Source organism: Neorhizobium sp. BT27B (assembly GCF_050455485.1).
Lineage (GTDB): Bacteria > Pseudomonadota > Alphaproteobacteria > Rhizobiales > Rhizobiaceae > Neorhizobium.
In genome coordinates, this window is record NZ_JBCIYT010000010.1 from 148,465 (window position 1) to 168,570 (window position 20,106).

Annotated in this window: 21 protein-coding genes; 10 read left to right on the forward strand and 11 right to left on the reverse strand. The window is 57.6% G+C overall.

What is annotated here, in order from left to right:
- Positions 1–15: 15 nt before the first annotated feature.
- The 4 genes from AAIH70_RS23790 to AAIH70_RS23805 form a co-directional block, all read right to left on the reverse strand.
- Positions 16–1,149: a site-specific DNA-methyltransferase gene (locus AAIH70_RS23790; protein WP_132278199.1), complete on the reverse strand. Its 1,134-nt coding sequence runs from the start codon at positions 1,147–1,149 to the stop codon at positions 16–18.
- A gap of 551 nt (positions 1,150–1,700) precedes the next feature.
- The gene (locus AAIH70_RS23795; RefSeq protein WP_132278197.1) at positions 1,701–1,922 is read right to left on the reverse strand and encodes a hypothetical protein; all 222 of its coding nucleotides are present in this window, start codon (positions 1,920–1,922) and stop codon (positions 1,701–1,703) included.
- Positions 1,923–1,984: 62 nt separating this feature from the next.
- Positions 1,985–2,332, reverse strand: a complete 348-nt coding sequence (locus AAIH70_RS23800) for an antibiotic biosynthesis monooxygenase family protein (RefSeq protein ID WP_132278195.1) — start codon at positions 2,330–2,332, stop codon at positions 1,985–1,987.
- Positions 2,329–2,658 carry an NIPSNAP family protein gene (locus AAIH70_RS23805; RefSeq protein ID WP_132278192.1) on the reverse strand — a complete coding sequence of 110 codons (330 nt, stop codon included), beginning with the start codon at positions 2,656–2,658 and terminating at the stop codon, positions 2,329–2,331. Before AAIH70_RS23805 ends, AAIH70_RS23800 begins: the two co-directional genes overlap by 4 nt.
- 106 nt (positions 2,659–2,764) lie before the next feature.
- On the opposite strand from AAIH70_RS23805, the gene AAIH70_RS23810 reads away from it, so the two are divergent.
- Together AAIH70_RS23810 and AAIH70_RS23815 are read left to right on the forward strand one after the other, a co-directional pair.
- Entirely contained in the window at positions 2,765–3,448 is a 684-nt protein-coding gene (locus tag AAIH70_RS23810) for an ArsR/SmtB family transcription factor (RefSeq protein ID WP_132278190.1), read from the forward strand.
- 75 nt (positions 3,449–3,523) lie between these two features.
- A complete protein-coding gene (locus AAIH70_RS23815) occupies positions 3,524–4,210 on the forward strand; it encodes an HAD family hydrolase (RefSeq protein WP_132278188.1) in 687 nt (228 codons plus the stop codon).
- 248 nt (positions 4,211–4,458) lie between these two features.
- Here the strand turns inward: AAIH70_RS23815 and AAIH70_RS23820 are convergent, their stop codons facing one another.
- A complete protein-coding gene (locus tag AAIH70_RS23820) occupies positions 4,459–4,923 on the reverse strand; it encodes an OsmC family protein (RefSeq protein ID WP_132278186.1) in 465 nt (154 codons plus the stop codon).
- Between the two features lie 61 nt (positions 4,924–4,984).
- On the opposite strand from AAIH70_RS23820, the gene AAIH70_RS23825 reads away from it, so the two are divergent.
- Positions 4,985–5,593 (forward strand): GntR family transcriptional regulator, encoded by a 609-nt coding sequence (locus tag AAIH70_RS23825; protein ID WP_132278184.1) that lies wholly within the window; start codon positions 4,985–4,987, stop codon positions 5,591–5,593.
- Between the two features lie 250 nt (positions 5,594–5,843).
- On the opposite strand, the gene AAIH70_RS23830 is transcribed toward AAIH70_RS23825, so the two are convergent.
- On the reverse strand, positions 5,844–6,083 hold the full coding sequence (locus tag AAIH70_RS23830) for an MFS transporter (protein ID WP_207908298.1): 240 nt from the start codon (positions 6,081–6,083) through the stop codon (positions 5,844–5,846).
- A gap of 1 nt (position 6,084) precedes the next feature.
- On the reverse strand, positions 6,085–6,966 hold the full coding sequence (locus AAIH70_RS23835; protein WP_430035856.1) for an EamA family transporter: 882 nt from the start codon (positions 6,964–6,966) through the stop codon (positions 6,085–6,087).
- Between the two features lie 55 nt (positions 6,967–7,021).
- Here AAIH70_RS23835 and AAIH70_RS23840 point away from each other — a divergent pair, with 55 nt between their 5' ends.
- From AAIH70_RS23840 to AAIH70_RS23860, 5 genes are all read left to right on the forward strand, one after another.
- Positions 7,022–7,522: a MarR family transcriptional regulator gene (locus AAIH70_RS23840; protein WP_207908305.1), complete on the forward strand. Its 501-nt coding sequence runs from the start codon at positions 7,022–7,024 to the stop codon at positions 7,520–7,522.
- A gap of 22 nt (positions 7,523–7,544) precedes the next feature.
- Positions 7,545–8,351 (forward strand): helix-turn-helix transcriptional regulator, encoded by an 807-nt coding sequence (locus AAIH70_RS23845; RefSeq protein WP_207908297.1) that lies wholly within the window; start codon positions 7,545–7,547, stop codon positions 8,349–8,351.
- 45 nt (positions 8,352–8,396) lie between these two features.
- Positions 8,397–9,119 (forward strand): aspartate/glutamate racemase family protein, encoded by a 723-nt coding sequence (locus AAIH70_RS23850; RefSeq protein ID WP_207908296.1) that lies wholly within the window; start codon positions 8,397–8,399, stop codon positions 9,117–9,119.
- Between the two features lie 365 nt (positions 9,120–9,484).
- Positions 9,485–10,111: a LysE family translocator gene (locus AAIH70_RS23855; protein WP_132278176.1), complete on the forward strand. Its 627-nt coding sequence runs from the start codon at positions 9,485–9,487 to the stop codon at positions 10,109–10,111.
- A 260-nt stretch (positions 10,112–10,371) separates the two neighbouring features.
- Positions 10,372–11,193, forward strand: coding sequence for an alpha/beta fold hydrolase (locus tag AAIH70_RS23860; protein WP_132278174.1), 822 nt, complete (start codon positions 10,372–10,374; stop codon positions 11,191–11,193).
- Positions 11,194–11,347: 154 nt separating this feature from the next.
- Here the strand turns inward: AAIH70_RS23860 and AAIH70_RS23865 are convergent, their stop codons facing one another.
- Both AAIH70_RS23865 and AAIH70_RS23870 read right to left on the reverse strand, forming a co-directional pair.
- On the reverse strand, positions 11,348–13,414 hold the full coding sequence (locus tag AAIH70_RS23865; protein ID WP_132278172.1) for a pyridoxamine 5'-phosphate oxidase family protein: 2,067 nt from the start codon (positions 13,412–13,414) through the stop codon (positions 11,348–11,350).
- 56 nt (positions 13,415–13,470) lie between these two features.
- Positions 13,471–14,082: a glutathione S-transferase family protein gene (locus tag AAIH70_RS23870; RefSeq protein ID WP_132278170.1), complete on the reverse strand. Its 612-nt coding sequence runs from the start codon at positions 14,080–14,082 to the stop codon at positions 13,471–13,473.
- 120 nt (positions 14,083–14,202) lie between these two features.
- Between AAIH70_RS23870 and AAIH70_RS23875 the strand changes: the two genes are divergently transcribed.
- Positions 14,203–15,120 carry a LysR family transcriptional regulator gene (locus tag AAIH70_RS23875; protein WP_132278168.1) on the forward strand — a complete coding sequence of 306 codons (918 nt, stop codon included), beginning with the start codon at positions 14,203–14,205 and terminating at the stop codon, positions 15,118–15,120.
- A gap of 330 nt (positions 15,121–15,450) precedes the next feature.
- Here the strand turns inward: AAIH70_RS23875 and AAIH70_RS23880 are convergent, their stop codons facing one another.
- Entirely contained in the window at positions 15,451–16,647 is a 1,197-nt protein-coding gene (locus AAIH70_RS23880; protein WP_245519298.1) for a glycosyltransferase family 4 protein, read from the reverse strand.
- 389 nt (positions 16,648–17,036) lie between these two features.
- Positions 17,037–18,020 (reverse strand): hypothetical protein, encoded by a 984-nt coding sequence (locus AAIH70_RS23885; RefSeq protein WP_245519297.1) that lies wholly within the window; start codon positions 18,018–18,020, stop codon positions 17,037–17,039.
- Between the two features lie 496 nt (positions 18,021–18,516).
- Here AAIH70_RS23885 and AAIH70_RS23890 point away from each other — a divergent pair, with 496 nt between their 5' ends.
- Complete coding sequence (locus AAIH70_RS23890) at positions 18,517–19,959, forward strand: lipopolysaccharide biosynthesis protein (protein ID WP_132278166.1); 1,443 nt, start codon at positions 18,517–18,519, stop codon at positions 19,957–19,959.
- Positions 19,960–20,106: the final 147 nt, after the last annotated feature.

The following is a 20,106-nucleotide window of genomic DNA, read 5'->3' on the forward strand; positions in this document are numbered from 1 at the left end:
CTCTGAGCTGGTGGATCAGCCTGCCTTTGCCATATCGTTTCTGATGACGGTCCGAAGATCGTCGATGGGTTTCAGCACACCGTCTTCCTCGTAGTGCCAGAAGGTCCAGCCGTTGCAGGCGTCAAACCCCTGCACCTTGGCGCCGAGGCGGTGGATCGAGCCGGCGGAACCGCCGGATGCCAGCGTGCCATCGGCGCGCACGATGGCGCTCCATTTGCGTTTTGCGTCGGTCAGAACCTGACCGGGACGGATGAGGCCCGATTCGACCAGCGTGTTGAAGGCGACGCGCGGTTCGGCCTTCTTGCCGGTCATGACGGTCAGTTCCGCGCCACCGAGCGGCTCGACGGCTTCGATACGGGCGGATGCGGCGTCGATATAATCCTGCTCGCGCTCGATGCCGACAAAGTTGCGGCCGAGGCGCTTTGCGACAGCACCGGTCGTGCCCGAACCGAAGAACGGATCGAGGATGATGTCGCCCGGCTTGGTGCAGGACATGATGATGCGGGCGAGCAGCGCTTCCGGCTTCTGGGTCGGATGCACCTTCTTGCCATCGTCACCCTTCAGGCGTTCGCCACCCGAGCAGATCGGAAACAGCCAGTCGGAGCGCATCTGCACGTCGTCGTTGGAGGCCTTGAGGGCATCGTAATTGAACGTGTAGCCCTTGGACTTGGCATCGCGGCTGGCCCAGATCATGGTTTCGTGGGCATTCTGGAACCGGCGTCCCTTGAAGTTCGGCATCGGGTTGGTCTTGCGCCAGACGATGTCGTTCAGCAGCCAGAAGTTCAGGTCCTGCATAATCGCGCCGACGCGAAAAATGTTGTGGTAGGAGCCGATCACCCAGATCGTGCCATTCGGTTTCAACACGCGGCGGCAGGCGAGCAGCCAGGCGCGGGTGAAGGCATCGTACATTTCGAAGGAGGCGAACTGGTCCCATTCGTCATCGACGGCATCGACGACGGAATGATCGGGACGGTGCAGCGTGCCGCCGAGCTGCAGGTTATACGGCGGGTCGGCAAAGATCGCGTCGACCGAATGATCCGGCAGAGCATTGAGCGCGGCGACGCAATCGCCCTTGATGATGGAGTTCAGCCAGTTTTTCGGCTGATGGCGGGTCGATGTGATGTCGGCCAGCGGGAATACGAACGCCATTTTGATACTCGCCTCTACGCTTACTCGGATACGTGTTTAGTGTCTGTTATGGTTACCTAGTTTGGTTACCAAACACTGAACGGGCGGATGATTTCGGGAAAAGAATGCGCGCTGGCCGGCCGCATTGATGTTTTCCGGCGATGGCATATTCTTAACAGGCAGCCACGGCGCATGATTGGAAAGCGAACATGGTGAAAACGCTGCGCACCACCCCCAATTGCAGCAACGCCTTGGATTACGAACGTTGGCTTGAGGAGAGATGACGGCACGCGCTCAGGAGCTTTTAAAGACCCATCGATAGAGATTCCCGCCGAACTCGTGCGGGCTCGTTTCGAAGAAAAGCGGCGTATCCAAAAAACGAATGCGGGTCGGGCGTAGTTCGTCACATCAGTTATCGGCCTGCAAAGTCACTACGCTTAAAGAAGGCCGCGTTTTTCTCGGTATTTGAGATAAGCGATCAGAGCACCGACAATAATGATGCCTACGATCGGCGTGATCAGTTAGAGAAGTTCAAACGTCGACATCGATGTCATCATCTGACCTGATCCTTTTCAGTAAAAATGCACCAAGTGAATGTAGCATGATTGCGAGGGAAGCCAAAAAAGCGCACTGACGAAAATGGTGAGCGTCAGTTGAAAGCTCAAGACGGCGGCCATGAAAGGAACGATCGCGCCCGCAGCCCCTACTGCCGTCGCCAGTTGATTGCACCAGGCGGCGTGATGCTTGCTGAGTTCATTAAAGACCGCCAAATCACGCTTCGATCTGATTTTCATATCTGGACCGCCCGTTCACCCCAACCCAAATGCAACTATACGTCGCATCACATTGCAATCCCTCACCCCGCATGCACCGCCCGGCTATCCTCCGGCACCTCCTCCCTCTCGTTCATCCCATAGTCCCGCAGCACATGCGCCACCCGCAGCCGGTAATCGGCGAATACCCCGCCTCTTCCCGCCTTCTGGGCGGCGCGGTGACTTTCGAGATTGCGCCATCGCTTCACCGCCGCCTCGTCGCGCCAGAAGGACAGCGACAGAATCTTGCCGCGGTTGGTGAGGCTTTCGAACCGTTCGATCGAGATGAACCCGTCGACCGTGTCCAGTTCCTTGCGCAACTCCCCCGCAAGGTCGAGATAATGGTGTCTTTCGCCCATGAAAGGCATGACTTCGAAAATGACGGCGATCATGGTTTTCCTCCCAAAGCATGCGGCAGCGACAGGTTTTTCAGAAAGATGCGGTCTTCCTTGAGAATGAACCGTTCCCGCTTCGCGAATTCGTAATTCTGCCGCCCGAGTGGGTCGCTCGCAAGGTTCTGGCGATAGGCCTCATAGGCGGCGAGGTTTTCTATATTGTAGATGCCGTAAGCCGTGGTCGCCGAGCCCTCGTGCGGGCCGAAATAGCCGATGAGGTCGGCGCCGTTGCGCGGAATGCACTGGCCCCATGTCCTCGAATACTCAGCGAATTCCTCACGTTTGAACGGATCGATCTCGTAGCGGATAAAGCAGGTGATCATGATGCGGCTCCTTCTGTTGGCACGCCTCCTTCTGCCATGCCCGTTTTCACCGATGCTTCGGTCCAGATCGAAGCATGAGCGGAAATTGTGTGCTAAAAGGCTGGTCATGAAAGAAGGACCGGATATCGCCCGTCTGGGCATGCTGATCGGCGACCCCGCCCGCGCCAACATGCTGACCGCCCTGATGGGCGGCCAAGCCCTCACCGCAAGCGAACTGGCGCAGGCCGCCGGCGTGTCGCTGCCGACCGCCAGTTCACACCTCTCCAAGCTGGAGGATGGCGGGCTGCTCTCACAACGCAAGCAGGGCCGGCATCGTTATTTCGCGCTGGCTGATACCGCGACGGGCGCCATGCTGGAAAGCCTGATGGGTTTTGCCGCCAGCCGCGGCCATCTGCGCCACAAGCCCGGCCCAAAAGACCCGGCTTTGCGCAAGGCGCGTGTCTGCTACGATCATCTCGCCGGCGATTTTGGCGTGCGCATGCTGGACAGTTTTTTGTGCGAAGGGACAATTGTCGCTGATGGTGAGGAACTGACCCTGACGGATGCGGGCCACGCGCGCGTTTCTGCCCTTGGCATCGATGTGACAAGCCTGCATTCGCCGCGTCGGCCTCTCTGCAAATCCTGCCTCGACTGGAGCGAACGGCGCTCGCACCTAGCCGGCTCGCTCGGCAAGGCACTGCTTGGCCATTTCATCGATCAGGGCTGGGCGCGACGAGTGGCCGATAGTCGCGTCATCACCTTCACACCGGAGGGCGAACGCCGTTTTATGGCCGTTTTTCCGGTCGATTGAGCCGTTTCGCATTGTTCGTCCGGCCCGCCTCGTGTAGAGCCGGCTTACCCATCAGTTTTGAGAGAATTTTTGCTCATGAGCGGTTTCGACCTCATCATCTTCGACTGCGACGGCGTTCTGGTCGATTCGGAAATCATCGCCGCGCAGGTGGAATCCCGCCTGCTGACTGAAGCCGGATACCCGATCAGCACGGAAGAGATGGGCGAACGTTTCGCCGGTCTCACCTGGCGCGACATTCTCCTGCAGGTGGAAAAGGAAGCCGATATTCCGCTGTCCGCTTCGCTGCTCGACAAGTCGGAAAAGCTGCTGGACGCGCGACTGGCGCGTGACGTCAAGGTGATCGATGGCGTGAAGTTCGCGCTGGCGCGGCTCACCACGCAACGCTGCATCTGCTCCAATTCCTCCTCGGCACGGCTGGAGATGATGCTGACCAAGGTCGGCCTGAAGCCATATTTCGAAAACCACATCTATTCGGCAAAGGATCTTGGACCCGACCGCGTGAAGCCCAAGCCGGATATCTTTCTGCATGGTGCTAAGCAGTTCAATGTCGCGCCGGAGCGCTGCCTCGTGATCGAGGATTCGTCGCATGGCGTGCACGGCGCGCGTGCTGCCGGCATGCGGGTGATCGGTTTCACCGGCGCGTCGCATACCTATCCCAGCCACGCCGACAAGCTGACCGATGCGGGCGCCGAAACGGTGATTTCCCGCATGATCGAATTGCCGGCCATGGTGGCGGCATTGGCGGAATGGGAAGTGGTGTGAGGCAGGCCTTAGGGTACGCCACGACCTTCAGCGACCACGCCGCTCCTTATTGCTATCGCACATCAAAAAGTGGCTCTGGCCTGCCGACCATCAAAGTGGCAGAGGCTCAGCGACGATAGGGGCGCAGCTAATCTTCGCCATTCTGTTGGCTTGAACGGAGTCGGATATTCGTTCGGCCGGCGCGTCGTAGTCACAGCATGAGGCAAAGCCGGCCGAACGAATAGGCGGCCCGTTTAACTGTGACTGCTTTAGATCGTCGTAAAGACCGGTTCGTAGCTGACCGGAAAATTCACCGATCTGGCGATGAAGCACACCTCATGGATCCGGTGGTGAATTTCGTGGGCAACGGTGAGATCCGCGCCTTCTTTTACGGTGATACGCGGGCGCAAAATAGCAGCAGTGAATTTTCCGGCGCCATTTCTGGATATCTCGCCAACTCCGATCGGCGCGTCGTCATAGGCCGTCACAACGATGTTGGCCTCCGACGCATAGTGGAGATACCAAAGCATATGGCAGGCGGACAGGGCTGAAATCAGCAGGTCTTCGGGATTCATCTTGCTCTTGTCTCCGCCCAGAAGCGGATCATTGGAACAATGTATGGGGGCCTTGCCGTCGATGGCGATGTCCCAGGTGCGGTCATAGGCGCGATAGCTCGAGGTCCCCTCGCCCCGGTTTCCCGTCCAGATGATGCGTGATGAATACTCGTGCCCCATGATCTTGCCAAAGCTCCGCTTAAATATGTATACGCGTATACGACATATATCGGAGTTGTAAATGGCCCTTGTCGATCAGATCCGCGCATCCATCCTGAATGGTGAAAGCGGACCGGGAACCGTGCTCTCGCAGACGGACCTTGCTGCCGCCCACGGCGTGAGCCGGATACCGGTACGCGATGCCTTGCAGGCGCTGGCCGCTGAGAAAATCGTCGAAATCCTTCCGGGCAAAGGCGCGCGCGTCATCACGCTCAGCGCGGATGAGCTAGACGAGATTTTTGACCTTCGCACTCTTCTGGAATGCGACCTGCTGCGACGCGCGACGGCCCTCGCCGACGCAAAGGCGCATGCCGAGGCCGAATACATGCTGCAAAAGTCATCTCTGGAAGCAGAGCGCCCTGGCTGGCATGCCGGCGACTGGGATTTCCATCGCACGCTTTATCTTCCAGCGGGACGGCCGCGTCAGCTTTCGATCGTCGAAGAACTGCGAACCAGCTGCGTTGTCCATGCGGCGGGCTACGCAGGCCTTGCATCGGAAACACAACAATGGCTGGAGGATCATCGGCGGATGGTGCAGGCCTATGTAAACGGGGCTGCCGACGAAGCGTGCAAACTGCTTCACAGTCATATTATCGCCGCCCGAAACGCGCTGACCAGTGTCGCAATGTAACGCCCGGCACCACTAAACCGCGAGGCAAGCTGCGACATCGACAATACAAGGCGCTTCGCCTTATTGCCCGTACCGGGTCGGCGTATCTCGAAATCCTCGCCGGGCGATTGACCAAAAGCCGGAGGGCGGCAGGGCTGCCGTCAGAACCTGTTCTCCGCGCAATCCCGCCGTTTTCTTCATCGGGCAAAACCGCTCCATGCAATCCGCGCCGTGAGAAACGCAGGGATCAGCAGGAAGAGCACTGCCCAACCTAAAGACCATGTTCCGAAGATGGTGAGCAGCACCCCTCCGACAAATCCGCCACAGCAGCATAGGCCGTGACGAGTTGTCCGGCCATGCTTTCATCGATCTTCAGTCCGGCGCTGATATGCGGCAAGAGCCCAGCCGGCATCACTTCGGTCATCAGAGTGATGAAGCCTGCCATGGCCAAGGCCAGCAATCCGCCGACCGGCAGGCGGTCAGCCACTGGCGCTGCGTTCTCTATCGTCATGTCAGGCAAGCTTTTCGAGCGTTTTTGCGCCGGTCGGTCTTGCTCCGGCCACAACGCAGACTAGCACGATGGCGGCCCCCAATATCTGGAACGGCGTCAGCGCCTCACCGAGAACCAGCCAGCCCAGCAGCACCGCCGTCAGCGGGCTGAGGAAGCCGAGCCCGGTGACCGATTGCGGGCCAACACGCTCAATCCCGCGAAACCACAGAAAATAGGTCAGCGCAGCGCCGAACAGCCCCAGCCATGCGAAACCCGCGATATTCAACGCCGTCAGCGGTGGCAGCGCCGGTTCAAGCAAAGAGGCAACGGGCACCAGCAGGATGCCGCCCGCAGTCAGTTGCCAGCCGGTAAAGGTCAGGGCAGAAACAGGCGGTTTCCACCTGCGTGTCAGGACCACGCCGCAGGCCATGGACAGCGCCCCGATCAGCGCCGCCGCAACACCGACCATGTCGAGCTTTGCCGTCGGCCCCAGCACAAGCAGCGCGACGCCGCCGATGCCCGCAACGGCGGTGAGCAGTCTTGTTGCGTTCAGTGGCGTTGCGAGTACGAAGCGAGCCAGAAGCAGCACGATAAGCGGCTGGATCGCGCCAAGCGTTGCCGCAACACCGCCCGGCAAGCGGTAGGCAGCAACGAACAGAGCGGCCCAGAAGACAGAAAAATTCAGAGCACCGAGAATTACGAGACGTCCCAGCCATGCTGCCGGCGGTATCTGCCGCGTCAGCGCCATCAGCAGGAGACCGGCGGGCAGCGCCCGCAACATTGCATCGGTCAGCGGATATCCCGGCGGCAACATTTGCGACGTCACGATATAGGTCGTGCCCCAGATCACCGGCGCAATGGCGGCAAGAAGCAGATCGACGGCTTTGGACATGGCGCCCTCCATTTATCTTGACGTCGAGATATTCCGATGATTTCTTGACGTCAAGATAAAACCGGGTATCAAATCCGGCATGGACCATGTCGACCGAATCCTTTCCCAGTGGAACCGCGAACGCCCCGATCTCGATGTCGGGCCAATGGGGACGTTTGGACGGCTGAAGCGCTTGGCAGACCATCTGTCCTCCGAACTCGGCCGCGTCTATGAAGCGCATGACCTGACAGCCGCAGGGTTCGATGTTCTGGCGACGCTGCGGCGTTCGGGCGCCCCCTATACACTCAGTCCATCGGCCCTGATCTCATCGACGATGGTGACATCGGGAACGATGACCAATCGCCTCTGCCGCCTGGAGGCAGCCGCGCTGATCACCCGCCAGCCCGATCCGGAGGATGGCCGAGGACAGGCCGTAACGTTGACCCCACGAGGTTTCGAACTGATAGACCGCGTCGTGACCGAGCATGTCGCAAACCAGCATCGACTGATCGCGGGCCTGCCGTCCGAACTGCGTGATCATCTGGACGCAGGATTGCGGGCATGGCTTGCCGCGACCGAAGCGGAATGATGTCGGTGCAGGGTCGTTTAATATGGCGATGAACGCGGTCTCGATCTCCCGTGCTGACGCATTTGGCGGCTTCGATGTGCTGGAAAGCCGCGTCCGGCGGTTCGAATATGCACCTCACCGCCATGCCGAGGTCGTTATCGCCGCCTATACCGCCGGCCGCAAACTGGCGCGTTGCGAGAAACAGGAATTCGGCATCGGTCCGGGCGATCTGCTGGTCATCGGTCCCGAGACCCTGCATGCGGCCGCGACGGTGGACGATGCCGGCTGGCATTATCAATCTATATACCTGCAAATGGAGCAGATCGCGGAAGCGACCGGCCTTGGGCTTTCGGAGGTTGATCGCCGCGTCGGCGGGTATCGGCTGTATTCCGACGACACTCCTGCACTGCGGTTCCGGGAAGCACTGGAGGACCCGCTGGCATTGGCGGATTTTCTGCTGGAAATCTTTCCGGCAACGCCCCTCAGGCAAGGCGCGACCGCCTTGCATGGCAAATCCACCACACTCTCGTCCATCAGGATTGTGCATGATCTTCTGGCCGACGACCCCGCAGCAACGCCGACGCTACCGCAGCTCGCGGTTCTTGCGGGCGTTTCCCCGGAACATCTTTCACGCCGTTTCCGCGCAGCTTATGGCCTGTCGCCGTTCCAGTTCCTGTCAGTGACACGAGCAAGGGTGGCAAAGGACATGATGGCCGGTGGGAGCCCGATCGGCGAAGCGGCCCATGCCACAGGTTTCGCCGATCAGAGCCATCTGACACGCTGGTTCAAACGCGTCTATGGCGTGACACCCGGCGAATTCGCCCAATGTCAAATGCGTTCAAGACTTTAGGATGCGATACCGCTACCCAGCAGCAAAAGCTGAAGGGAAACGATCATGTCACGTCCGCTGCAACAGAAAACCATCGGCCTTCTGGGCGGCTGCTCGAACGTCGCCACCGAACACTATTACCGCATGCTCAATGACGGCGTGAATGCGCGTCTCGGCGGTTGGGATATCGCCGAGACGCTGATCGCCGGCATGAACTTCGGCAATATCGAGGCCATGGTTCGCGAGGACGATTGGGACGGGCTGGCCAACTATATGCGCAGCAAGGTCGAGGGGCTGATCGCTGGCGGGGCGGATCTCATTCTGTGCGTGTCGAACACGCTGCACAAACCGCTTGAGGCGATCATGGCGGAAAGGCATGTCCCGATGCTGCATATCGCCGATCCGACCGGGCAAGCGATCCGAGATGCGGGGCTGAACCGCGTTGCGCTCTTCGGCACCCGGCCTGTCATGCAACTGGATTATCTCAAGGCACGCTGGCGCGATCGCTTCGGGATCGAGACCATCACCCCGACCGACGCCGAGCAGGAGGAAATCGACAGGATTATCTTCGACGAACTCGTCAAGGGCGACTTCCGCGACGCATCCCGGCGGCGCTATATCGAAATCGCCGAGAGGATGCGGGCAGACGAGCAGGCCGAAGGACTGATTCTCGGATGCACCGAGATTTTTCTGTTGATCGACCAGCCGGACATGCCGGACTTTCCGATGTTCAACACTGCCAGCCTGCATTGTGATGCTGCCGTGCGCTTTGCGCTGGAAGCTGAATGATCGCGCCAACCGTGTCCAAAGCCCGCTTGGGTGTCCGGGCTCGATAGATTGGGAGATTCTGGCCATGACAATGGTTTCGACGAAAAGGCAGGATGCGATCTATCATCTCCTCAGCGAGACGGAGAACGAAAAGCGTCACAGACCTGCCTGCATGGGGTACTCTTGGCATGACGCGCCGGTATCCTCGGCAGAGGACTGCAGGGTTATCGTTGCGAAGATCCACATGTCCCTGGCCGACCACGCAAGGCTTTCCAACAACTGACAAAGCCCTTGATAATGCGCACCAACCACAGGAGGCACGAAAGCGGAGCGTTCGGCAGGCTTGTAATTCAGAATTATCCGCAACATCGTTTTGGGAAATAAAAATGGATCCAGTGCTTATCACCATTCTGACGACACTCGGCCTGTATGCCGCCGTTGTCATAAGCCCCGGCCCCAACTTCGCATTGATCAGCAGGCTCGCCGTTTCCGGGGCGCGGAGAACCGCCTTTGGCGCAACGTTCGGACTTGCGTTGGCCGCGACGTTTTACGCCATCCTGAGCATGACCGGCCTTGCGCTGCTTCTCACGCGCGTCGCCTGGCTTGCCGGCTTCGTACAGATCGTCGGCGGCATTTATCTCATCTATCTTGGCGTGATGGCATGGCATGCGAACGGTGCTGCAACAACCACGCACCAGCAGGTCGATGCCGGCAGCCTGACGCGCGGCCTGCGGATGGGAGCGTTGGTGAACCTGTCCAACCCCAAGGGCATTGCCTTCTTTATCGGTCTCTATGCCGTTGCGGTTCCTCCGGAAACCGCCCTGTGGGCCAAGACGATCATCCTGTGCGGCGGTTTCATGCTCGAAATTGTCTGGTACGGTCTAACCGTCATGCTTCTGTCGAGCCGCCCTGCCCGCGCGGCATATGAGAAGTTCGGTCGGTGGATCGAGCGTTCAATCGGCGCCTTGCTGGCAGCATTTGGTTTGAAATTGATCGTGGAGAAGCTGCCATGAGCCGCGGCGAGGATCGGCCAACCGACCTCCAGACATGAGGTTCGCGCGCTCACAGGCGGAACTTGTTCTGATGTTTCTGTTCCAAAAAATGAACCAATGATTGAATGCTTTTGGAAGGACATACCGGTTGATCTACGCCATGCTTGTCAGGCCTGTATCATCAGCCCCTTCTTTCTCTCGAACACGAGGACGATAGGGCGCGTGTCAGACCGTGCCCGAGGCACGTGCTTGCCACCAATCCTCAATGAACCGTGAGACGAATGACCGAAACGCTTGAACTTCCCTACACGACGACGATCGATGGCAATGCCGTGAAATGGGGACGGATCGGCAACGGTCCGGCTCTGGTTGCGATCCATGGAACACCATTCTGTTCGCAGGTATGGCGCAAGATCATTCCTCACGTGGCAGACCGGCGGACTGTCTTTTATTTCGATCTTGTCGGCTATGGACAGTCTGAAATGCGGGACGGGCAAGATGTGTCTCTTGCGGTGCAGAACAGCGTGTTATGTACCTTGTTCCGGGAATGGGGGCTGGAACGGCCGGATGTGCTTGCGCATGATTTTGGCTGCGCGACGGCACTGAGGGCCTATTTCCTCGACGGGCTGCGTTATTCATCCCTCACGATTTTCGACGCGGTTGCCCTTGCCCCATGGGGATCTCCTTTCGTTCAACACGTAAAAAGTCATGAGGCCGCATTTGCCGGAATGCCGGACTATATGCACCGAGCACTGTTGAAGGCTTATCTTCAAACATCCGCCCATTATCCGCTTTCGGAAGAAGCGCTGCATGTCTATTCGCAGCCATGGACAGGCGCGGTTGGACAGGCGGCTTTTTATCGGCAAATCGCACAAATGGATCAGCGGTATACAGACGAGATAGAACCGCTTTATCAAAAGCTGGACTGCCCCGTCAGCATGTTGTGGGGTGAAAACGACCAATGGATTCCGCATGAAAAAGGCACCGAACTTGCCGGTTTGATCTCCGATGGTTCGATCGAGATGTTAACCGCCTGCGGTCACCTCGTTCAGGAAGATCGACCGGAAGCCATCGTTGCGGCTCTTTTGAAAAGGTTGAGCTGACAAGTCGCCATCTCAGATGCTTTCAGGCAAGCCGATGCCGATGATAGGCTTGGTGGCCAACGTCAGCATTCCGCGATCTCCTGCAGGGCTCCATCGGGATTGTGGAGCCCTGTCCCGCCGCCAGGGAGAATTTCAGGGCCGCTGATGTCGAAGGTCAAAGATCGAGATGAAGGTCTCCGCCTTCCGCGGGAACCGAGCAGCAGATCAAGGCCTCGTCTTTTGCCACCGGGTAGACGGGGTCCGACAGATAACTGACCTTGCCCTTCACGACCTTTGTCCGGCAATCGCCGCAATGGCCCGCCCGGCAGCCGAAAGGCGGGGTTACCCCTCGTTGCTCGGCAAGTTCCAGCAAGGGATCGTCACCAGGCTTCCAGCGCGCCTCCTTTGCCGACTGTGTGAATATCACGCGGACTGGCTCGCTGGCCGCCTGCACGGCAGCAATTGCGATCGCGGCCGGTGTCAGGTCACGCTTCAGGCTGGATGGCCCGAAAGCTTCGGCATGGATCCGGTTATCGGCAATATTCAGCCCCCGCAAGCCATCATAGACCGCCTGCATGAAGGAACCCGGCCCGCAAAGATAGAAATCATGATCGCCAAACGGCAGATGCGCTTTGAGAAGCCTCATATCGATGCGCCCTGCCCAATCGTAACGCCCCTCGTCATCGCAGGCCGCCCCGCTCAGGATACGGATATCCCTTACAGACCCCTGCCCCCGCTCGACCAATTCGGCGATTTCGACGTCGAACCCTCTCTCTTCAAGTGTTCGCGATGATCTGAACAGCCACACGGGACGCCGATGACGCGTCCGGTCACCTTCATGGACGATATGGCGTATCATCGACAGAAACGGCGTAATGCCGATGCCGGCGGCGAGCAACACGGCGGGCCGGCTACGCTCCATCGCATCGATGGTGAAGGCTCCGGTCGGCGCCAGCGCCTCAATCTCATCACCATCCCGCATGTCGTGCAGAAGGCAGGACGCCCTACCCTCGCGCTTGATGCTCAGCCGGTAATAACCATCGGAAGGCGCACTCGACAGCGTGTAGCTGCGGCGGATGAAACCGTCGCCGTCGGCCACCCGGATCGGCAGATGCTGCCCCGCCAGATGCGGAATGAGCGCCTCGCCGCCCACCGGAGCCAGATGCAGCGAGCGGATCGTCGCGCTTTCATCCACGATCCGCTCGATGCGGAACCGCCGCCATCTGTTCGCCTTGGCGGCCGCCTCAAGGCGGGCCGCCGCCTCCTGCCAGGTGCCTGTCATCAGAACGCTCGGCGACATTCCGTTTTCCGCAAACGTCCATCGCAGCGGCAACGCATCCGGCCTCAGCACCACCTTTTCAGGAAAAACCCTCCAGAGCCGCTCGGCGCCTTCGAAAGCCGCAATTTCCGGACTGTCGAGAATGACGTCGGTTCGACCGGCAATCTGCAGCATGTCGCCTGTTTCATGATCGATAAACAGCAGGCCGGCGCGCGGATTGACCAGAAAATTACCGAGGGTGTTGAAGAACAGGTTGCCGTTGAAATCCGGAATGGTGAGCCCGCCATCGGCATCGATGCGCACAAAGCCCGGCCGGCCGCCTCGATGGGATATATCGACCTGTCGACCCTCATCGTCGCGGTCGTGGTAGGAGGCCACGAAGAATGTATCGGCCGCGTTTATGATCCGCCGCGCGCGATCGTTCAGCTTATCCGATATCAGCGGCACGGATGACGAGAACTCGGATGGATCCCTGACAAATCTGAAATGGCGGTTCTGGATGTAGCGCGGGCAGTTCCCGTAGCTGTGATCGACGGCGACGGCAAAGCCATCGCTGCCGCTGCGGACAATCCTGCCGTTCATCCGGTTGCGTCTGCGGGTGATGAGATCAATGCCGAGCAGCCCGACAGGGTCGCCGTCATCCATCCCCTCCTGCGCCGGATCCTCGGGATCGCGGATTGCGTTTATCATCAAGGTCTGCGGGTCGGGAGACTGCACAAAGCCGGGCTCACCACAGCGGATCGTCGCCCAGGGAATTTCCTGACGGTCGACGGCTCCGACGGCAATGAACGGGATGAGCGGAAAGAACTCGCGATGCTGTTCGAGCAGGAAACGTCGCACGAATTTTCGGCCCACCGTATCCATCTGCTCGACCACGCCCGTATGGCGTTGTAATTCCAGCTCGCCCTCATGCCAGGGGGAAGGCGATGCGGCGGCCTCGATCACGTCTGATTTTTGCGGCATGATTACCTCCATCTGCAACGAGGATGCGGCCGGAGACGGACGGCCGCATCCTCCCGTCAGGCGGCCAGCCCGACTGCCGTCCTGGGGAAAGGCACAAAACCCGGCAGAGCCTCGATGCGAGCAAGCCAGTGACGAACCTGCGGATGCGGCGCGAGATCGACATTTCCTTCAGGGGCACTGACGATGTAGCTGTAGAGCGCGATATCGGCGATCGTCGGCGTTTCGCCGATGATGAAACGCCGCTGTTCGAGCTCGGCGTTGATCAGGCCAAGGATCTGGTGTGCGCGAGCAATCACCTCGTCTGCACGGAAATCGGCTTTGAACACCGTAATCAGACGCGCCGCGGCAGGCCCGTAGGCGATTTCGCCGGCAGCAACCGACAGCCACTTCTGGATTTTTGCGACGGACTGGAGATCATCCGGCAACCAGTCCTTGCGGTCAAACTTGCTGGCCAGATAGACGAGGATCGCATTGGAATCGGAGATGACGATGCCGTCATCGTCGAGAACCGGCACCTGTCCGAAGGGGTTGAGCTTTAAAAAATCCGTTGCCTTGTGTGCGCCCTTGGCAAGATCCACGTCGATAACATCTGCCTTGATGCCGAGAAGCGAAAGGAACAGCAAAGCGCGATGTGCATGACCGGAAAGCGGGAAATTGTAGAGTTTCATGGAAGGCTCCCTTGAAAGGCCGAACGAAAGCGTCGGTGACGTCCATGAAGCTATTTGCATCCGTATTTCTGTAGTAGACAGATAATAGAAAAGGTATCCTCTCAAATTCTGGAAGGGTCTATGGATCGTCTTGACGCCATGTCCGTGTTCATCGCCGTGGTTGAGGCCGGCAGTCTCTCGGCTGCGTCCCGCACCCTGCATTCGCCTCTACCGACCGTCAGCCGCAAGATTTCCGAGCTCGAGTCGCATCTCGGGGTGCGCCTGATGACGCGCACCAGCCGTAAAATTCTGCTGACGGAAGCAGGGCAAAGCTATGTGGGGGCCGCGCGGGAAATCCTCGGGCGCGTCGAGGAAGCGGAGCGGCGCGCTTCGGGCGAATACATCGCACCGCGCGGAGATTTGACGATGACAGCGCCGATCGTCTTCGGCCGCCTGCATGTATTGCCTGTCGTCGTCGATTTTCTGAAGGCATTTCCCGATATCAATATCCGCCTGACCATGAGCGACAGGTCCGTCAGCCTCGCCGACGAGCAGATCGACGTGGCGGTCAGGATCGGCCATCTTGCGGACAGCAGCCTGATCACAATTCGCCTCGGTTCGGTCCGCACGACCGTTTATGCCAATCCGGATTATCTGAGGCGCAACCCGGCTCCAACCCAGCCGCGCGATCTGGCGGACCATGACTGTCTCGCCTTCGAGGGAGTGCTTTCGCCTCGGTTCTGGACGTTCCGAAATGGACGGCAGGAAATATCAGTGCCGATCCGGACACGCCTTTCCGTCAACACGGCAGAGGCAGCCGTGGATGCCGCCTCTGCCGGTCTGGGCATTACCCGTCTCATGGCCTACCAGGCCAAGCGCGCGGTGGATGCCGGCCTGCTTGTGCCTTTGCTCGAAGATTTCGAGCCGGATCCGTCTCCGGTACAATTAGTATATATGTCGCAAGGTTTGATGCCGCTGAAGCTTCGAACTTTTCTGGATTTTGCTGCCTCGCGGCTGAAAGCAGTCATGGCAACGACCGTTCGGTCAGCGTCACATTGATCGGAGCGGTTGGCATTTCGAGCGTTATCGGCCGATTGCTCTTCGGAGGTCTTTCCGATCGCCTGGGTGGATACCACTGAAGTATCATCCGGCTGCAATTATAGCGCCGGCGGTTTTGACAGGCCAAAATGTCGGCTGCTGCAATGATCCCAACATTGTTCGTCGGGGCTGGTATCAGAGCCATGCGTGCGACAGGAAATTGAAATTGTTGTAACCGTCGCCTCATTCCGCAATGGCGCTGCGCGTATCAGCGGTGCCTATTGGACAGATGTATTATTTCGACGGGGCAAGCTCAGGACTCAAACGTCAAGATTGGTATTCAAATCGGGGCTAAATCAAGCCTATATATACATCCAGAGTATCGCGACAGACGCGCGCAATATCAAAAAATTCCAGCCGATTGAGTGATGAAATGCGACTGTCCTGGAGGGCTTTCTCATTGTTCAGAAGCGACAAAAGTGCGGAGGCGATCGCGACTGGTTCATGCGGCGGAAACATTATTCCGGCATCGCCAATGGCAAGGACTTCCGGAATTCCGTCTACATTGCTGGCAGCAATGGCGCAGCCTGCCTCGCGCGCCTCGGTCAGCACCAGTCCGAATGGTTCGGAGTGTGAGGCCAGGACAAATATGTCGGTGGAAAGAAGATAAGGATTTGGGTCGCGCAACTGGCCGAGAAAATGCACTCGATCACTGTGCTCCAACGCCGCCGCCTGTTTCTTATAGAGATCTTCACAAGGCCCCTCGCCAATGATGAAGAGATTGGCTGTGGCATGCTGTTTCGAAATGATGTCGAAACCCGCTATCAAATCATCGATACCTTTGCGCGGATGAAGTCCGCACACCGTCGTTATGGCAGGGCGGGGCAAATCCGAAGGCTTTGCCGACTGCCGACCTCGCCGGGCGGCACCCAGAGTGCCGTTCAGAACGGTCCGTATCTTTTTTGCCGAGACGCCGCGATCGCGCATAATTGTGGCAACCGCCTCGCTCACCGCGATAACACGATCACCAAGACCCATGACGATGGCATGCTTGTCGAAAGAGTTATGCACCGTTGTCACAAGTTTCGGGCGATTGAAGCGGGTAAACGGATAGGCGATGACAGCGCCGGTCATCATATGCGCATGAACGATGTCAGGCTTGAATTCGGCTATCAACCGACGGAGTTTCAACAGGCCTTGCAGCAAAACCTGTGGGCTTCGGCTATGCTGTGGCACACAGACATGGCGCACGTGATTTTCTGAAAGCAACTCCACGAAATCGCCGCCGGAGCTGCCATAAACTATCTCATGCCCCTCCTTGGCCTGCGCACATGCCAGATCGACCGCCGCATGGACATTGCCGTTTCCAAAATGGCAATGATTGGCCAGATGTAATATCTTCATCGATTGTTCCGAACTTGAATACTTGTGGCGGGTGAATCGAGTTGACAGAATTTTATGACCAGTCGGGAGACGGATAACCGATACCACGACGGAGCAAGAGCGTTCGATCTGAGCTAAATCCAGCAGAAAATCGTGCACGCGCATGAGTTGCGCGAATTTAAATTGACCGCTTGTTGGACCATTGGACGCATTGGACTAAGACGAAAATCCAGACTTCGCAGATTCCAGTGAGTAAAGATGCGAGTGCAATACCAATAGTGCGCGCACAAGCATTTACAGCAAGTTACAAGACCAGGTTACATCTGCAAAACTCGTTTCCAAGCCATGCAATAATACATCTTATTCCGAATTTCTACCATGTCTATACAAGTCGCCCCACTCCCTTTCAAATAGTTCGAAAACGACAGGAAATCATTCATCCGCGGCAGAAAGCGTATCAATTCCAGCAGTCCGCTGGCCTGGTCGAAACGGTCACCCTAATCTTCGGCCACGTCGCTTGTGGCCACTGCATGTGGATTTCCGACGCTTCGTGATCAGGTGAACTTGTTTTCAAGAGTGGGATTGAGACGGCGGATCTGCCTCAACAATCTGTATGTCATTGATGACCGGCCGACGATGTAACGTGGCACAACGTTGCCGCCGAATCCGGCATAAAGCAAGACGGCGCCGGCGCTGCCTATGCCGTCGAAATCGAAAACCAGTTCCATTGAGGCCGCCGATTTCATGGCGTGCCAGAGCAACAGGGGTATGGCACCGTTGCCGCTATCGGACGCTCTTGTTGACATGATGTAGTAGAAGGTCGTGCTGTCCCAGGCGCAAAAAATGGCTGATTTCGCGTCGCCATTTTTATCGCGTGCGACCCAGATACGCCCGCGGCCAAGGTCGAGTGCCTTGACGACGATTTTCTCGCATACGTCCAAATCGACGTTGCTATCGGCATTGGCCGCCTTGAGGTTCTTGGTGGTCAGGTCAAAATATATGCCGGGATCAACCGAGACCTCAACATTCAACGTTTCTTCGGCTCGCCTGATGACGTTGCGCGTTTTGTCTCGCATCGCCTTCCACATGACGGTCGCGGGTGCAGGATGCACCTCGAAGGTGAACTGGACGCCGACGTTGAACCCCTCCGCCTGGAATGACAGCGTGTCATTGACGCCGCGATGCATCTTCTGCCGAAACGCTGACAGCGGCGGCAATTTTTTGATCAGCTCACGAGCAATGGAATGGCGTTTGATGAAACGGTTCGGCGCACTTCCCGTGCCGTCGTTGATGCCTGGCCCCAGGAAATGGGTGAGCGTCGGCATGTTGCTGCTAGACAGGCCGAATCTGGTGGTGACGATGTAGGGCATGCGACCAACGACCCGTCCGCCATCGGTGACCTCGACATAGTCTACGGTGCCCTTTGTCGCGATATCAAGCCACCATGGCTCATGAAAAATTGTAGGAATCAAAGGATCGGAAGAGAAGTTCGGGCGAGCGCCGATATGATCAGGTTTCATTTCGCCAGGCACGATCATCCAGTACAACCTCTCTATAGATGCGAACCAATGTGAAAAATTACGCGGAAATCCCTGCACACGATGATATAATCTGACCTTTCCAAGTCAAATTCGGCTTTCAATATAGAGAAGTTATTTTTGCATATAAACTCTCTCTGAATTTCAGTTTCAATTATTTTATTGTCGGTGTCGATATCTGAACTTATTTTTTATTACAGACTCCGAATAATGCCGCACGTCCAAACGCATCGGATAGAACCAGTCTTGCCGATTGGAGAAAATTAGTGTTGTCTGCTCTTATAAGAGCCGGCAGAGACAGCGCCCATGTGAACAGTTATTCCTTTTACAGCCGGGATTACCAATACTGATCATTCTATCGCAGTCGACATGCTGATCATCGACGATGTCCGGACCCTGCATCATCCAAGATTCAGTAACGGGCGTCCGACGTACCGGAAACGGTCCCGACAGTCGGAAGCAGCGATTGTTGCAAGCTCAAGAGATGGGACCGTGCATGCTTGCACTTGCAATGCTGAAAGGGACTGGCTGGCTGATTTTCTCGCGTCTTTTCGGGCGCGCAATCGATTTTCTCAATCTTCTGATCTTGGCACGACTGCTTTCCCCTGCCGATTTTGGCTTGACTGCGTTGGCGATGGCGCTGGTCATGCTCCTCGACACCATCCTCGACGTACCGGTAACGCAGGCCCTGATCCGTCTGGACGAGATCAACAAGCAGCATCTTGATACCGGCTTCACGCTTGCCGTTTTAAGAAGCTTTGCAATTACCGGCGCGGCGCTGGCCTGCGCGTGGCCGTATGCGTGGCTGAACAATGACCCCGCGTTAGTTCCCGTCGTCTGCGTGCTGGCGATCGGGCCTGCCGTCAAAGGCCTCTACAGTCCGGCGATGGTGCATCTTGCACGGATGATCGATTTCCGCCCGACATTCCTCCTGGAAGTCATCAGCAAGATATGCGGTCTCGGCTGCGCGATGCTCGTGGTCTTCAACGGTGGAGGCTATTGGGCAATCGTGACCAATTATATTGGCGCCGCGGTGGCCGCCACGATCATGTCCTATGTTTTCGCGCGCTATCGACCGGTCTTTTCGTTCTCCCGCATCAAAGATTTTGCTGGCTTCATGGGCTGGTTCACGTCTGCTCAGGTCATTTCTGCCCTGGCTTGGCAATATGATCGCTTGTTGATCGGCACCTATGCCGGGGACAAGGCGGTGCTTGGCCGCTACACGGTTGCAAGCGACATATCCCTCATTCCGTCGCAGAGTTTGATCGCACCGGCCTATCAGCCGATGATGTCTGCCTTTTCCCAGATGAGCACCGACCGCGTCCGGCTTGCCGCCGCTTTTCTCAAGGCGGTTAGACTGGTGATGCTGATCTCCGTCCCCGCCAGCATCGGCATCGCGTTGACTTCCGATCTGCTGACACAGTTGCTACTGGGAACAAAGTGGCTTGGTGCGGCTCCATATCTGGCCTTGCTCGCAATATCAGTCATGCCTGCTCCATATTATCAGACCATCAATGCCGTCAGCCTTGCAACAGATCGCCCCTCCGTGGTCTTTCGTATCAGCATTGTCGAATTGGTTTTACGGGTCACGAGCATCGCGATCGGTTTCTATCTGGCTTCCATCGAGGGCGTATTGTATGCGCGGCTTTTGCTGTCCCTATTGATGTTCGTGGTATATCTCGATGAAGTTCGAAGACTTCTCAGCATAAGCATAATGCGGCAGTTGCTAAATCTCTGGAAAATCGCAGTCGCAGGCCCGTTGATGGCCATCGTCGTGTCATTCGCGCGGCTTTACATAAGTGAATTGCAATTTCCTGACATTCTGCAAATGGGACTAATCGCCTCGATCGGTGCAGCGACTTATTGTTCCCTGCTACTGATGTTGCGCGTGCGACTTCGGCTTACAGGCGGGCGCTTTGAGATCGCCGATATAGGTTGAACACTGGCGTTGAGTTCATGAAGACCGGCGGCAAACTGTCTTTCATCTATTGTTCATGAGATCGGTGTTGCCGTGTTACGTTCAAGGGCTGGGCACAAAAGCCTCATTGAGCTTCCGTTCGCGCGGCCCGCGCGCCCCTCACCCTTC

What these genes read in the sequence shown, in the direction of transcription:
- AAIH70_RS23790 (WP_132278199.1), bottom strand. Translation starts at nt 1,149, where the DNA reads ATGGCGTTCGTATTCCCGCTGGCCGACATCACATCGACCCGCCATCAG.
- AAIH70_RS23795 (WP_132278197.1), bottom strand. Translation starts at nt 1,922, where the DNA reads ATGAAAATCAGATCGAAGCGTGATTTGGCGGTCTTTAATGAACTCAGC.
- AAIH70_RS23800 (WP_132278195.1), bottom strand. Translation starts at nt 2,332, where the DNA reads ATGATCGCCGTCATTTTCGAAGTCATGCCTTTCATGGGCGAAAGACAC.
- AAIH70_RS23805 (WP_132278192.1), bottom strand. Translation starts at nt 2,658, where the DNA reads ATGATCACCTGCTTTATCCGCTACGAGATCGATCCGTTCAAACGTGAG.
- AAIH70_RS23810 (WP_132278190.1), top strand. Translation starts at nt 2,765, where the DNA reads ATGAAAGAAGGACCGGATATCGCCCGTCTGGGCATGCTGATCGGCGAC.
- AAIH70_RS23815 (WP_132278188.1), top strand. Translation starts at nt 3,524, where the DNA reads ATGAGCGGTTTCGACCTCATCATCTTCGACTGCGACGGCGTTCTGGTC.
- AAIH70_RS23820 (WP_132278186.1), bottom strand. Translation starts at nt 4,923, where the DNA reads ATGGGGCACGAGTATTCATCACGCATCATCTGGACGGGAAACCGGGGC.
- AAIH70_RS23825 (WP_132278184.1), top strand. Translation starts at nt 4,985, where the DNA reads ATGGCCCTTGTCGATCAGATCCGCGCATCCATCCTGAATGGTGAAAGC.
- AAIH70_RS23830 (WP_207908298.1), bottom strand. Translation starts at nt 6,083, where the DNA reads ATGACGATAGAGAACGCAGCGCCAGTGGCTGACCGCCTGCCGGTCGGC.
- AAIH70_RS23835 (WP_430035856.1), bottom strand. Translation starts at nt 6,966, where the DNA reads ATGGAGGGCGCCATGTCCAAAGCCGTCGATCTGCTTCTTGCCGCCATT.
- AAIH70_RS23845 (WP_207908297.1), top strand. Translation starts at nt 7,545, where the DNA reads ATGGCGATGAACGCGGTCTCGATCTCCCGTGCTGACGCATTTGGCGGC.
- AAIH70_RS23850 (WP_207908296.1), top strand. Translation starts at nt 8,397, where the DNA reads ATGTCACGTCCGCTGCAACAGAAAACCATCGGCCTTCTGGGCGGCTGC.
- AAIH70_RS23855 (WP_132278176.1), top strand. Translation starts at nt 9,485, where the DNA reads ATGGATCCAGTGCTTATCACCATTCTGACGACACTCGGCCTGTATGCC.
- AAIH70_RS23860 (WP_132278174.1), top strand. Translation starts at nt 10,372, where the DNA reads ATGACCGAAACGCTTGAACTTCCCTACACGACGACGATCGATGGCAAT.
- AAIH70_RS23865 (WP_132278172.1), bottom strand. Translation starts at nt 13,414, where the DNA reads ATGCCGCAAAAATCAGACGTGATCGAGGCCGCCGCATCGCCTTCCCCC.
- AAIH70_RS23870 (WP_132278170.1), bottom strand. Translation starts at nt 14,082, where the DNA reads ATGAAACTCTACAATTTCCCGCTTTCCGGTCATGCACATCGCGCTTTG.
- AAIH70_RS23875 (WP_132278168.1), top strand. Translation starts at nt 14,203, where the DNA reads ATGGATCGTCTTGACGCCATGTCCGTGTTCATCGCCGTGGTTGAGGCC.
- AAIH70_RS23880 (WP_245519298.1), bottom strand. Translation starts at nt 16,647, where the DNA reads ATGCGCGTGCACGATTTTCTGCTGGATTTAGCTCAGATCGAACGCTCT.
- AAIH70_RS23885 (WP_245519297.1), bottom strand. Translation starts at nt 18,020, where the DNA reads ATGATCGTGCCTGGCGAAATGAAACCTGATCATATCGGCGCTCGCCCG.
- AAIH70_RS23890 (WP_132278166.1), top strand. Translation starts at nt 18,517, where the DNA reads ATGCTTGCACTTGCAATGCTGAAAGGGACTGGCTGGCTGATTTTCTCG.